Source organism: Clostridiaceae bacterium (assembly GCA_012840395.1).
Taxonomy (GTDB): Bacteria; Bacillota; Clostridia; order Acetivibrionales; family DULL01; genus DULL01.
Genome location: DULL01000107.1, coordinates 21,555 through 35,461, shown reverse-complemented (window position 1 = coordinate 35,461; position 13,907 = coordinate 21,555). Strand labels below are relative to the sequence as shown.

Annotated in this window: 10 protein-coding genes; 5 read left to right on the top strand and 5 right to left on the bottom strand. The window is 35.7% G+C overall.

Going from position 1 to position 13,907, the window contains the following annotated elements:
- The first annotated feature begins 321 nt into the window (after positions 1 to 321).
- Positions 322 to 1,323, top strand: coding sequence for a GPR endopeptidase (locus GXX20_11645; protein HHW32303.1), 1,002 nt, complete (start codon positions 322 to 324; stop codon positions 1,321 to 1,323).
- Between the two features lie 189 nt (positions 1,324 to 1,512).
- On the opposite strand, the gene GXX20_11640 is transcribed toward GXX20_11645, so the two are convergent.
- Positions 1,513 to 2,148: a cobalamin-binding protein gene (locus tag GXX20_11640; protein ID HHW32302.1), complete on the bottom strand. Its 636-nt coding sequence runs from the start codon at positions 2,146 to 2,148 to the stop codon at positions 1,513 to 1,515.
- A gap of 87 nt (positions 2,149 to 2,235) precedes the next feature.
- Positions 2,236 to 3,555 (bottom strand): AraC family transcriptional regulator, encoded by a 1,320-nt coding sequence (locus GXX20_11635; protein ID HHW32301.1) that lies wholly within the window; start codon positions 3,553 to 3,555, stop codon positions 2,236 to 2,238.
- Positions 3,556 to 3,896: 341 nt separating this feature from the next.
- Between GXX20_11635 and GXX20_11630 the strand changes: the two genes are divergently transcribed.
- Positions 3,897 to 4,940: a methylcobamide--CoM methyltransferase gene (locus GXX20_11630; GenBank protein ID HHW32300.1), complete on the top strand. Its 1,044-nt coding sequence runs from the start codon at positions 3,897 to 3,899 to the stop codon at positions 4,938 to 4,940.
- A gap of 95 nt (positions 4,941 to 5,035) precedes the next feature.
- On the opposite strand, the gene GXX20_11625 is transcribed toward GXX20_11630, so the two are convergent.
- Positions 5,036 to 6,295 (bottom strand): nucleotidyltransferase, encoded by a 1,260-nt coding sequence (locus GXX20_11625; GenBank protein ID HHW32299.1) that lies wholly within the window; start codon positions 6,293 to 6,295, stop codon positions 5,036 to 5,038.
- A gap of 18 nt (positions 6,296 to 6,313) precedes the next feature.
- The gene (locus GXX20_11620; GenBank protein HHW32298.1) at positions 6,314 to 7,114 is read right to left on the bottom strand and encodes a methyltetrahydrofolate cobalamin methyltransferase; all 801 of its coding nucleotides are present in this window, start codon (positions 7,112 to 7,114) and stop codon (positions 6,314 to 6,316) included.
- Positions 7,115 to 7,399: 285 nt separating this feature from the next.
- Between GXX20_11620 and GXX20_11615 the strand changes: the two genes are divergently transcribed.
- On the top strand, positions 7,400 to 9,145 hold the full coding sequence (locus GXX20_11615) for a phospho-sugar mutase (protein ID HHW32297.1): 1,746 nt from the start codon (positions 7,400 to 7,402) through the stop codon (positions 9,143 to 9,145).
- Positions 9,146 to 9,150: 5 nt separating this feature from the next.
- Here the strand turns inward: GXX20_11615 and GXX20_11610 are convergent, their stop codons facing one another.
- On the bottom strand, positions 9,151 to 9,642 hold the full coding sequence (locus GXX20_11610; protein ID HHW32296.1) for a ferritin-like domain-containing protein: 492 nt from the start codon (positions 9,640 to 9,642) through the stop codon (positions 9,151 to 9,153).
- A 338-nt stretch (positions 9,643 to 9,980) separates the two neighbouring features.
- On the opposite strand from GXX20_11610, the gene GXX20_11605 reads away from it, so the two are divergent.
- Together GXX20_11605 and GXX20_11600 are read left to right on the top strand one after the other, a co-directional pair.
- Complete coding sequence (locus GXX20_11605) at positions 9,981 to 13,547, top strand: DNA polymerase III subunit alpha (GenBank protein HHW32295.1); 3,567 nt, start codon at positions 9,981 to 9,983, stop codon at positions 13,545 to 13,547.
- A gap of 161 nt (positions 13,548 to 13,708) precedes the next feature.
- Positions 13,709 to 13,906, top strand: coding sequence for a hypothetical protein (locus GXX20_11600; GenBank protein ID HHW32294.1), 198 nt, complete (start codon positions 13,709 to 13,711; stop codon positions 13,904 to 13,906).
- The last annotated feature ends 1 nt before the right edge of the window (position 13,907 follow it).

Sequence of the window (13,907 nt, the reverse complement as noted above, 5' to 3'; positions counted from 1 at the left end):
GCTAAAAAGCACTAAAAATATTCATAAAATAAACCAATCAAAATCAGCTTATACGTAGTTTTGTTCTACCATTATACATTCTGTGGAATTTACTTTTGCAAAGTGGAAATAAACTTTTCAATTGACCGCAACATTGCAAATATGTTATATACCTAAAAAAGTTGTTGTAACAAATATATTATCTTCATAATTATTTTGAATTATTTTGCATGTTATATGGGAAAATAATTAAAAATGTCATATGCGTTATATAGAATAACATGGCACAAAAGGTTAAGAAATTGATTATAACATTTTAAGAAAGGATTGGTTCGTGGTTCAATGAGTGACAAAAAAAATCGCAGAACTGACTTAGCACTTGAGGCTCATGAGCTGGTTAAGGAGGAAACACAGAGAAGAGCGGATGAAGTTAAGGAGATGCCCGGTATTGAAGTGGAGCATGACGGAACTGATGAAATTAGGATAACACGTGTAAAAGTAACTTCTCCGACAGGAGAGGCTGCAATAGGTAAACCAATGGGGAATTATATTACCCTTGAAATACCAGGTTTAAGGCATAATGATCAGGACCTTTATGAAAACTCTTGCAGAGCACTTGCAAAAGAACTGGTAAGTTTATTAAAGTTAAAAAATGATTCAGTTATTCTGATAGTCGGCCTTGGAAACTGGAATGTCACTCCGGATTCACTTGGACCTAAAGTTGTTTCTTATGTTATGGTAACCAGGCACTTATTGGAATATGTCCCTGAACAAGTGGACGAGGGCGTAAGACCTGTTTGTGCCGTTGCACCTGGTGTATTAGGTATTACTGGTATTGAAACGGGAGAGATAGTAAAGGGCATTGTAGAAAAAGTGCAACCTGATGTAATTGTTGCCATAGATGCCCTGGCTTCAAGAAAAATGGAACGTGTTAATACTACAATTCAGATAGCGGATACAGGCATTTCTCCTGGATCGGGAGTAGGGAACAAGAGAATGGACATATCTCATGAAACTATGGGAAGGCCGGTTATTTCTATAGGAGTTCCTACGGTTGTGGATGCGGCTACAATGGCAAATGATGCCATAGATTTAGTTTTGGACAGCCTTATAAAACAATCTGAAAAGGGATCGGAATTTTACAATATGCTTAAAGCAGTAGACAGGGAAGAGAAATACTTAATGATACAGGAATTGCTTAAGCCTCATGTGGGTGACTTGATTGTTACTCCAAAAGAAATAGATGAAGTTGTTGAAAGAGTGGCCAAAGTTATTGCTAATGGTTTGAATATTGCACTGCATCAAGGGATCACTCTGGACGATGTAAACAGATACGTTAATTAGGTCTAAAGAAATTTTACCAAATATTAAGAAGTCTCTCGCTTCTATAAGCGGGAGCTGAATTGATGTAAATTGTAATAATGCCATTTTTCAGTGGGGGATTGCAAGACCCCCACTGAATCCCCGAGCGAAGCGAGTTTGATTCCACTATGCCCGAGCAAGGTGTGACCCAAAACCTTTTGTCTGATTTTCTTAGTTCCCGCACACTTTTGCGGCTTCGTCTGCTGCTGAAGCAGCATCAGCTGTGTAAATATCTGCTCCAATACTCTTGCAGAAATTTTCGTTAACAGGTGCTCCACCTACCATAATAGTAACATTATCTCTTATTCCTGCGGCTTTGGCTGCTTCAACTACATTTTTCATTTCGTTCATAGTGGTAGTAAGAAGAGCAGAACAAGCTATAATTTGAGCCTGAGTTTCTATAGCTGTTTTAATAAATTTTTCTGTAGGTACATCGATACCAAGATCAATAACCTCTAAGCCTTTACCTTCCATCATCATTCTTACCAGGTTTTTGCCTATATCATGCAGGTCTCCTTTAACAGTACCAATAACAACTTTTCCTTTTGCCTTTACTCCACCTGAAGCCAATAAAGGCTTTAAGAGTTCAGTACCTGCATTCATTGCTCTGGCTGCGATAAGTACGTCAGGAACATATACTTCATTGTTTTTAAATTTTTGCCCGATTACATTCATGCCTGCGAGCAAACCTTCTTCAAGAATAGTTTTAACATCGATGCCTTCATCAATTGCTTTTTGTACAAGCTCTTTTACTACTTTAGCTTTACCTTGTTGTAAACTGATTGAAATTTCATTTAAAATACTCAAAAATATCCCCTCCTAAATAATAACTTACTATTTTATCATAAGCATGCATTATAAATATTTTGAGCATGCATAGGAACTAAATAATGGTTACTGCGATCCTCCAGGCCTGTGCTGGCCACGGGATTCTCTATATTTTCCAGGACTTATCCCGGTAATCTTCTTAAAGACCTTTGAAAAATAACTTTGATCTTCATAACCTACCATATTTGATACTTCAATTAAGTCTATGGAATCATCAAGTAACAATTTTTTACTCATTTCAATCCTAACATAATTTAAGTAGGCATTAAAGCTATATTTCATTTCTTCTTTAAAAATTTTACTAAAATATGATGGACTAAGGTATACATGGGAAGCTACTTCTTCAAGGGTTATTTTTTTCATATAGTTATGTTTTATATAATTAATAGCCCTGTAAATTACATCAACATGTTTTACTCCTGCTAGATTAAATACGCAGTCTGTGAATCTGGCCATAATCTTTGACAACCAGAAACTTAGTTCTTCAATGCTTGTAAACCCATGTATCTGATTTAGAAATTTATAATTTAATCCAAATATCTGCTCTACATCAGCACCACCCTCAAGAGCTGCCCGTGAAAGAAGAACAATTAATTCAAGAACCCTGGCTTTAATTACGTTAAAATTTCCTCCTGTAGAAAAGAAAATATGACCGAAAATTTCATTAAGAATCTTTTGAGAACCAGCTTTATCTCCTATAGAAATTAAATAAAGAAGTTCCTTTTCTTTATCCAGGGGGTAACTTGGAATATTCTTGTCATCTCCACCCATGGTTTTAATATAGTGGATATATTCTGAAATACCGGAATGATGCTCATTAAACTCTCTTTCTTCGAGATATCTTGAAGGTTGTATATCTGATATATGCGCAGCAACTATAAAAAGAAGCTCAGACAAATGATTTACCCTTTCTGGATTAATTACAGGTATCTCATGAATATTTTCTTTTATACTGGCCAACTGTTGCTCGCTTACATTGTTTCTTATGATTAAATCATCAATAAGAAAATCTTCTGGTTCAATCATATTAACAGGACCGCCAAGTACGGCTCCTTTCATCATGCCGTCAAGGGTAATGGGGGATGCCCAGTGAGTAAATCCCATAGGACAAAAAAACACATACTTTCCACCAAATCTTTCAGCCTGATAGCTGCCGTACAAATGGGCCTTTGAGCAGCTTTGAGAACTTTCTCCTGCAGTTGATATGCTTTTGCAGACTTTACACAGCTTTTTATTCCCGCAGGATTCATAAATGGTTTCTCCTTGGCTGTCAATAATGATAGTTCTCACATTGGTAGAAATACTATATGCATCAACACATTTTATAGCATTTTCCAGATTAAACCCTATATACTCTAATGCATTGTTTCCGAAGCTGAAATTCATTCCCTCAACTCTTTCATTAGATTTTATAGATAATTAAGCTGTTTTCAAGTGATATTAATATAATTATAGTTATTACAAAGTATTAAGTAAATGGTTTATATAGGATTATCCCTGTTTACACATTTTATCATACTATTAAAGCGTAAGAGGGTATTGAAAAAAATAGCATTTTTTTGTACTTTTTTACCTATATGCAGTTTGAGAGGTATTTGTTAAAAAAAATACAAATTATCATAAATAAATAAAATATTATTTTTTATTCGGGGTTTAAAATGATATAAGACTTAAATGCAGCAATCTAAGTCAACATTATATTTTCATCATGAAACGAGGTGGACCAAATGAAATGGAATATGAAAAATTGGATGCTGGATATTTCTAATTCTACCTACAGGAAGGCTATGCCCATAATGACATATCCAGGTCTCCCATTAGTAAACAAAACTATAACTGAGGTTGTAAAGAGTGGAAAAAGTCAGTATGAATGTATTAAGGCACTTGCAGACAAGTATCCTTCTGCTGCAGCTGTAACAATAATGGATCTGTCGGTTGAAGCAGAAGCTTTTGGAAGTGCAATTAATTATTCTGATGAGGATGTTCCTACAGTATCAGCAAGAATCGTAAGAGATATTGAATCAGTAAATGCACTTAAAATACCTGCTATGGGCGATGGAAGAACTGCCGAATACGTTAAGGCAGCAGAACTGGCATCACAGAACATAATGGACCGTCCTGTTTTCGGTGGCCAGATAGGTCCATTTTCACTAGCTGCCAGGTTATATGATATGACTGAGATAATGGTAGATCTGCTACTTGAGCCTGAAGTAATACATGCTTTGCTAAATAAAACCACAGAATTTTTAATAGCATTTGCAAAGGCATTTAAGGAAGCAGGTGCCAATGGGATTATTATGGCAGAACCGGCTGCTGGACTGTTATCACCATCCCAATGCGATGAATTTTCATCTGCTTATGTTAAAAGAATTGTAGATGCTGTACAGGATGAGTATTTTATGGTAATACTTCACAATTGCGGTAACACAACAAATCTGGTTCCTTCTTTGTTGTCAACAGGAGCCATGGGTTTTCACTTTGGAAACGCAGTAAATATGATGGATATATTGCCACAGATTACTGAAGACAGGATTGCTTTTGGTAATATTGACCCTGCAAGAGTATTTAAAAATGGGACTGCAGAGGATGTAAGAAATAAAACCTGGGAATTGCTTGAGAAAGCAGAAGGTTACAAAAATTTTGTAATATCTTCAGGCTGTGACATTCCTCCTGGCACACCAGTAGAAAATATTGACGCTTTCTTTAATACAGTAGAACTTTTTAACAAAACAAAAAGATCAAAATCTGGCACTGAAGCTGTAGCAACTTAAAGAATTTTGAAACATCTTGTTATTCGCAAGGGGAGCATAGGCTCCCCTTATTATGTAAAAATCTATATTGTGATGAAAGCAAGTGTCCTGTTCCTCTACATTATAACTACATTGTTTGTGTATTCCTGGCCTGCCTTCCTATATTCAGGATTACTAAATCCCAGTACATATAAATCTGTTGAGTTGGATTCAATCTCCAGCATACGTGAAACCAGAGGGTTGCAATGATTTTTAAAATTTGCGGTTTTTACTATAATAGGAAGCCGGGCTTTTTCTTTTATTAAGGAAAGCAGGTGCCTGCCTTTTGAATTAAAACCCAGCACCCTTATATATTGCGGGCCGCCATGATTATTAAATAATTTGAACTCTTTATCTGAAATTCCAATTAATGAGTAAAACAGAATCCTTTGAATTCTGGTTTTAGGGTATCTCCTTGTACTGATAGCCTCAATCAGTTCATTTAAAGTTCCGGAAACTGAGGCAGATAATTTTATTCTGTTTTCCAATCCTTCATTTACATATGGCATAGCTGCAATTTCTTCAGAAGACATCTTTCTTAAGAAAGCAAGAATAATGCTTTCAAAATTTTCAGGAAGTATAGGTCCGCGACCGCTGTCGATTTCCTGTTTAAGTATCTCAATACACCTTTTAGGCATAGTTTGTTCCAGTATATCTGAAACAAGGTTATGGTTAGCTTTTGAAAAGCTTTTCCTTATTGATGTAGCACTGGATATATTACCAGTTACATACCCGGTGTTATAGGTATTACCAATACGGGGTATTGTCTTTGGTACAATGGGGCTTTTTAATCTTTTAATTGCCTTAAGATATTCTACTCCAAGGATATTATTTGAAGAGGACATTATTTCACTAATATTATCAATTCTGACTAAGTGTTGTGAAAAATAATCTGACAGGGCTTTTTCCCTGGCGGAGGGGAAAGAGAGCCCAGAATCAAGATATTTCTTTAAAAGCTGTGTGTATTCTTCTGGTTCATCGGAGAGAATTTCTGCAATAAGATCTAACTGCCTGATATTACCGGACTCACTTCCAAAACAGATATAGTCTACTATACCAAGGCTATCCAGAATTTTAACAGCCCCAAAAGAAAAAAATTCAGCACTGCTCATAGCATAGATAACTGGCAACTCAAGTACAAGGTCAACTCCTTCATTAAGAGCCATATGGGTTCTCGACCATTTATTCACAATAGCCGGTTCTCCGCGCTGAATAAAATTTCCACTCATAACACTGACAACATAATCAGCACTGCAAAGCTTGATAGATTCTTGTATATGATATTTATGACCGTTATGAAATGGATTATATTCTGTTACTATTCCCAGGACCTTCATTATTCTACTTTTTAGGAGTTAGTATTCCAGCTCTCCTTCTCTGAATTTTGTAAGATAGTTCATACAGTATTCATCTCTTCCCAACAATGCCTCAGCAGCATATAAGAAAGACATAAGTTTTTTGTCAAGTGGATCTAGAATTGCTCCATCCATACCTGCAGACATAGCTGCAACCAGAAAAGTCTGATTCATAAGCTTTCTGGCAGGTATACCAAAGGAAACATTGCTCAATCCGCAAGTAATATGTACATCAGGAAATTCGGTTTTTACTTTACGGATTGTTTCAATAGCTACTATCCCATAATGAGAACCTGTTCCGATAGGCCTTACCATTGGGTCAATGTATATATCACTTATATTGATGCCTTGACCTGTAAGCTTTGAAATCAGCCTTTCTGCAATAGTTACTCTTTCATCAACAGTTTCAGGCATTCCGCTGTCATCCATACACAAAGCAATTATTCCAGTATTGTATTCGAGAATAAGAGGCAGTATGGAATCGAACCTATCTTTTTCATCTGTTATGGAATTGATAATAGGTTTACTGACTTTATTTGCTTTTAATGCTCTTTCAATAGCTACAGGGTTTGGAGAGTCTATTGAAAGGGGGACGTCAGTTACCTCTTGTACAGTTTTAACCAGCCATTCCAGACGTTGGGGTTCGTCATCCAGAAACATTCCTGCATTAACGTCGATATAATTAGCTCCAGCAAGTACTTGTCTTTTTGCAAGGTCTTGTATTGATGCAGTATCATAACTTTCAATGGCGGGCCTTACTGCTTTTAAAGTACTGTTAATCTTTTCACCAATTATTATCATTTTTCTTCTCCTCTTTAACTTTAATTTTTTATGAATTTTATAAAATTAATAATCTTTTGGAATAATTATATTATATCTTGGCAGGTGTAACAATAATTATTACATTTTAACCTGCTTTCAAAAGAATAAGAAACGAATATCAATTATTGAAATACCTGGTATTTATGTTATACTAAAATGCAGAAAATTGTATATAATTATATTATTTATTTATGTAATTATTTTATATATTTTTATTAATAGTATTTGCTGCTGAATTCAATACTGAAACGGAGATAATGCTATATGAGAAATGTTAATGAGATTTATAAACTGTGGCTGGAAAATGAATATTTTGACGAAGAAACAAAAAAAGAGCTTATTAGTATAAAAGATAATTCTAAGGAATTAGAAGACCGTTTTTATAAAGATCTTGAATTTGGCACCGGTGGATTGAGGGGAATAATAGGAGCAGGAACAAACAGAATTAATAAATACACTGTCAGAAAAGTTTCTCAGGGGCTGGCAAACTATATTCATCAGCAGAAAAATGATGCAGCCCAAAAGGGTATTGTGATTGCCCATGATTCCCGTAAAAAATCATCAGAATTTGCTTTGGAAGCAGCATTGGTATTCACAGCAAATGGAATAAAGACTTACCTTTTTGATGAATTAAGACCTACTCCTGAGCTGTCATTTGCTGTGAGATTTCTCAAAGCATTTGCGGGAGTGGTTATAACCGCAAGTCATAATCCAAAAGAATACAATGGCTACAAAGTATATGGCCAGGATGGTGCACAGCTATCTCTTGAATGTTCGCAGGCGGTACTTGATGAAATTAATAAAATTAATGATTTCTCCTGCATAAAAGTAATAAGCAGGGAAGAGGCTATTGGCAAGAATTTATTGAACATTATCGGTAAAGAAATTGATGATGAATATATAAAAAGATTAAAGCAATTATCCTCTGATTATAGTGATATGAAAGAAACGGCTTCCACATTAAAAATAGTGTATACTCCACTTCATGGAAGCGGAAATAAGCTTGTAAGAAGGATTCTGCAGGAAAAAGGTTTTACTGATGTGCTGGTAGTGCCGGAACAGGAGCATCCTGATCCTGAATTTAGAACCGTCAAAACTCCCAATCCAGAGGATAAGGCTGCTTTTACCCACGCTATTAAACTGGCGGAAAAAGAAGGTGCAGATATAATAATAGCAACTGATCCGGACTGCGACAGAATTGGTGTGATGGTAAGAGACCGCCGGAACCAGTATATTATGCTGACTGGAAACCAGACTGGTTGCTTGCTAATGGAATATGTACTCTCCAGTTTAAAAAAGAATGAAAAGCTTCCTCCTAATGGTTTTGTAGCCAAAACTGTAGTTACCACCGAAATGGCAAGGGCAATTGCGGAATTTTATAACGTTAAGATTGTTGAAGTATTGACGGGATTTAAGTTTATCGGAGAAAAAATAAAAGAAATGGATGAATTTGGCCATGAGAAATATCTGTTTGGATTCGAAGAAAGCTTTGGCTATCTTGCAGGTACCTTTGTAAGAGATAAAGATGGTGTCGTTTCCTCAATGCTGATAGCTGATATGGCGGCATTATATAAAGCAAGGGGAATGACTCTGCTTGAAGGGCTTGAGGAATTATACCGGAAATATGGGTATTACCTTGAAGAAGTTAAATCATATACTCTAAAAGGTAAAGAAGGGATAGAAAGAATAGAAGCCTGCATGAATGAACTGAGAGAGCTAAAACCATCCGGTTTTAACAGCTTCAAGGTTAAAGCAATAAGAGATTACCTCTTAAAGAAAAGAATTGATTTGGATTCAGGCAATGAAGAAAGCCTCATGCTTCCCAGTTCAAATGTTCTTTACTATGAATTGGAGGAAAGCTGCTGGTTCTGCATAAGGCCATCAGGTACAGAACCTAAAATTAAGGTGTATTTCGGCGTTTCTTCATCAGAATTAAATTCTTCAAAAGAGAAGCTTGAGGAACTTAAAAACAGCGTTATTTATGTTGTAGGGAAACTGTTGGGAGTTTAAAATATTTATTTACACCTGTTTTTTGAGTAAATATAATTAAATAAAGTTCCATGCCTGAGTTCATCCAATATTATTTTTACGAGTTTCATCATATGAATTCTGTTTGACATGGCAAAAAGAATTTTAGCATATTTATATGACGTATTCTGCTCTCCTGTTAATGCTTTTTTTATACCTTCGCAATAAGAGGAGGGCTTTTTTATTTTGGTTTCTTTAGGGGCAGGGAGCATTTGCCCTGTAAGTTCATAATATATTTGCCTGAATAATTCAAAATGTTCTACTTCATCTTCCATAATACCTTTTATTAAATTTTTCTCTTCTTTGGTGGGAGCAACAATAGACAGAAATTCATAAAGATTTCTATCTTCAGTTTCACCAACAACTGCTTCCTTTATTAATTCAAGGGCACCGGGCAGATTATTTGGATAAGTGTAAATATTATCAGCCATAGTACTAAAATTGGGAAGGTATGTACTGTATTTTTCCGGATTTATCATAAAAGGTATATTATTAGGTGTTCTACCGTATTGTTGCTGCATAGGAATTCCCCAAGAATATGGTCCTCTATTTTGCATAGGGTTTTTCCTCCTTAAATTGTAGATTTCATATCATTTTATGCAGGTATCAGGGAATGTGTTATAATAAATATGGGGAAATAGTCTCTTCCAGAATAATTTTCAATAGCATCGGAAAGATGCATTTGATTGAAATGTCTTTAGGGATAGGGCATAAATGCACTTTCCTCAGAAGTATTGCTTAGTGGTCGATGAAAATTATTCTTCCAGAGATTATTTCCCCATAAAAGAGGGACTGAGCAAGAGGGAGGGTGGTTTAGCTGCAGGATTTTGTCCATTTGCATGTGCATACGCAATACAGTCTCCTTGACGGTGCCGGCAGAATTGCTGAGTTAATAAAGAGGACCAAGGAATTAGGTATGAAAAGCATCGCCATTACAGACCATGGTGTTATGTATGGTGTCATAGATTTTTATAAAGAAGCAATTAAAGAGGGGATAAAGCCTATCCTTGGGTGCGAAGTTTATACAGCAAGAAGAAGCAGGTTTGACAGGGAACCTGGTCTGGACTCAGAACAGGGACATTTGGTTTTGCTCGCAAAAAACAATACAGGATATAAGAACCTGATGAAAATTGTTTCTGCAGGCTTTCTGGAGGGCTTTTATTATAAACCGAGAATTGATATGGAGATTCTGGAGAAGTATAGTGATGGAATCATTGCCCTTAGCGCGTGCCTCTCCGGAGATATACCCCGATTCATTATTCAGGGCAATTATGATAAGGCAAAGGAGATTGCAATAAGATACAACAGTATTTTTGGAGAGGGTAATTTCTATCTGGAAATGCAGATGAATGGCATTGAAAATCAAAACCTGGCAAATCAAGGTATTATAAAATTGAGCCGGGAAACAGGAATACCATTAATTGCAACAAACGATGTTCATTTTCTAAACCGTTCAGATGCAAAAGCCCATGAAATACTCTTGTGCATACAAACAGGAAAAAGCATTAATGATGAAGACAGGATGAGATTTGAGACCAATGAAGTGTATTTAAAATCACCCGATGAAATGGCTGAAGTTTTTAAAAATTTCCCTGAAGCTATCAATAATACTGTTACAGTAGCTGATATGTGTAATGTGGAATTAGAATTCCATAAACTTCATTTACCGTTATACCAAGTGCCTGAAGGAACTGAAGCCTTTGATTATCTAAGGTCATTATGTTATGAAGGGCTTAGAAGGATTTATGGTGAAGAATGTGATCAAGAGAAGATAGACCGTCTTGAATATGAACTATCTGTAATTCGGGACATGGGATATGTAGATTATTTTCTAATAGTATGGGATTTTATAAAATATGCAAAAGATAACGGCATTATGGTAGGACCTGGGAGGGGTTCAGCTGCAGGAAGCCTGGCAGCCTACTGTCTTGGAATAACAAATATTGATCCTTTACGTTATAACCTCATTTTTGAAAGATTTCTTAACCCCGAAAGAGTAAGCATGCCGGATATAGATATTGATTTCTGCTTTGAAAGAAGACAGGAAGTTATTGATTATGTTATAAGAAAATATGGTAAAGAAAGGGTCGCACAAATAATAACTTTCGGAACAATGGCTGCAAGAGCTGCCATAAGAGACGTTGGACGGGCTCTTGGCATGCCCTACGGCGATGTAGATATTGTAGCAAAAATGATACCCTTTCAAATCGGGATGAATATTGATAAGGCATTGGAGATAAATCCCGAATTGAAGAATTTGTATGAAGATGACATGAGAGTTAAGGAGCTTATTGATACTGCAAGGCTTCTGGAAGGTATGCCAAGGCATGCATCTACTCACGCAGCCGGTGTTGTAATATCTAAAGATCCTATTACTGAATATGTACCTCTTCAAAAAAATGATGATATTATTACTACACAATTTCCCATGGGCCATTTGGAGGAGTTAGGCCTTTTGAAAATGGATTTCCTCGGCCTCAGGACTCTTACAGTAATCAGAGATGCTGTTGAATTAATAAAGATTAACCATGATATTGAAATAGATATAGAAAAAATTAATACTGATGACCCTTCTGTATATAAAATGATAGGGGATGGGAAAACGGCAGGATTATTCCAGTTGGAAAGTGCAGGAATGACACAATTTATAAAAGAATTGAAACCGGCATCCCTGGAAGATATTATTGCCGGAATATCCTTGTACCGGCCGGGTCCTATGGATCAGATTCCCAGATATATTAAGAATAAAAGCAATCCCGGAAATATAGAATATGATCATCCAATTCTGAAAAAAATACTGGACGTTACTTATGGTTGTATGGTGTACCAGGAACAGGTAATGCAGATAGTCCGTGAGTTGGGAGGTTATTCCCTGGGCCGTTCCGATCTTGTCAGAAGAGCCATGGCAAAGAAAAAAATGGATGTAATGAAACAGGAAAGGCATAACTTTATCTATGGCATTAAAGATGAGAAGGGAAACTATATTGTTTGCGGAGCGTTAAACAAAGGTCTCAGTGAAGAGAAAGCCAATAAGATATTTGATGAAATGTTGGATTTTGCCAGTTATGCTTTTAACAAATCCCATGCGGCTGCATATGCTGTAATTGCATATCAGACCGCCTGGCTGAAATATTACTATCCTGTTGAATTTATGGCGGCTCTGCTGAACAGTTTCCTTGGAAGCAGTGACAAGGTATCCCACTATGTACATGAGTGTAAGGCAATGAATATTGAAGTTCTTCCTCCTGATATAAATGAAAGTCTTACCAAATTTACGGTTGTAAATGGGAAAATAAGATTTGGCCTTGCTGCTATAAAAAATGTTGGTGAGAACGCAATAAAGGAAATAATTGATGAACGAAAAAGGGGAGGCAAATTTAAGAATTTCACTGACTTTTGTGAGAGGATGGGAGGTAAGGACATAAATAAGCGGTGCATTGAATCCATGATAAGGGCTGGAGCTTTTGATTCCATGGGAGTATACAGGTCCAAGCTTATCAATGCTTATGAAAAAATAATGGATGGGATTCAAAATTCAATCAAGATGAATATGGAAGGACAGCTTTCATTATTCGATTTTCCTGGTAGTATTAAAGAAGAAATAACAATGCCGGAAATATTTCCCGATATTCCTGAATATCCTAAAAAGGTGCTTCTGTCAATGGAAAAGGATATGCTTGGACTATATGTATCTGGGCATCCTTTAAGTGAATATGAATCTGAGCTTAACAGGCTTACCACTTTTTCAAGTATGAATATTAACTCATTATCACCAGACAATGAGGAATTTGACATGGATAATGCATCAGGTGTAAAAGATGGAATTAATGTTATTGTTGGAGGAATAATAACTGAAAAGAAAACTAAAACTACTAAAAATAATAATTTAATGGCTTTCGTTAATCTTGAGGATTTATATGGCAGTCTGGAGGTAATAGTTTTTCCTACGGTGTTAAATAAATATTCCTCTCTCATTAAAGAAGATAATATTGTATTGATTAAAGGCAGGGTGAGTATTAAAGAAGAGGAAGAACCCAAGATAATTTGTGAAGAGGTAATGCCTTTACGGAAAACTGTAGAAGAAAATGAGGCAGATAATAAGTGTAATGGAATAAAAGCTGCAGATAACAATATTGAAATTGATTCTGAAAAAATAATATATATCAGGGTAAATGATTTTGATAAAATTAATAATATGGACTCAACAAAATCATTATTTAGATTTTTTGAAGGTAATATACCAGTATGTTTTTATGATGTAAAAGATAATAAGAAAAAACTTCTAGGAAGAGAATATTGGGTTGATTTGAATAAATGCCTGATTGAAGAGCTGGAACGGCGTTTTGGCAAGGATAATGTTAAGTTATGTAAACTATCAAGGTAATAAAGGGTTAAATAGCTGAAATGCCACTGTTTACTAAATTTTATATTGATTTTTAGCCTGGAATAATATATAGTTAGGCTAGATGGTTTTTCTTAATTTATGATCTTTGTTGCCATTGTTGGATTCAGTTAGGGTAATAAATAATAAAGGGGCGTGTTTTTATGTGGACAGTTGTGTATATGGCACAAGGTAAGGAAACAGCTGCCAAGTTGCAGGATATGCTTACGAAGGAAGGCATTCTGGTTAAACTTAGACCGATTAGTAAGAACCATGAGAATAACGATAATTATTTTGAAGTATTGGTTCCTGAAACAGAGGTTGAGGAAGCCCACAGCATTATTATAGAAAAAGGTTTCTAAC

Bases quoted from the DNA above. Each gene is read 5' to 3' on its own strand.
- GXX20_11645 (HHW32303.1), top strand. From the start codon at position 322: ATGAGTGACAAAAAAAATCGCAGAACTGACTTAGCACTTGAGGCTCAT.
- GXX20_11635 (HHW32301.1), bottom strand. From the start codon at position 3,555: ATGAATTTCAGCTTCGGAAACAATGCATTAGAGTATATAGGGTTTAAT.
- GXX20_11630 (HHW32300.1), top strand. From the start codon at position 3,897: ATGAAATGGAATATGAAAAATTGGATGCTGGATATTTCTAATTCTACC.
- GXX20_11625 (HHW32299.1), bottom strand. From the start codon at position 6,295: ATGAAGGTCCTGGGAATAGTAACAGAATATAATCCATTTCATAACGGT.
- GXX20_11620 (HHW32298.1), bottom strand. From the start codon at position 7,114: ATGATAATAATTGGTGAAAAGATTAACAGTACTTTAAAAGCAGTAAGG.
- GXX20_11615 (HHW32297.1), top strand. From the start codon at position 7,400: ATGAGAAATGTTAATGAGATTTATAAACTGTGGCTGGAAAATGAATAT.
- GXX20_11610 (HHW32296.1), bottom strand. From the start codon at position 9,642: ATGATAAATCCGGAAAAATACAGTACATACCTTCCCAATTTTAGTACT.
- GXX20_11600 (HHW32294.1), top strand. From the start codon at position 13,709: ATGTGGACAGTTGTGTATATGGCACAAGGTAAGGAAACAGCTGCCAAG.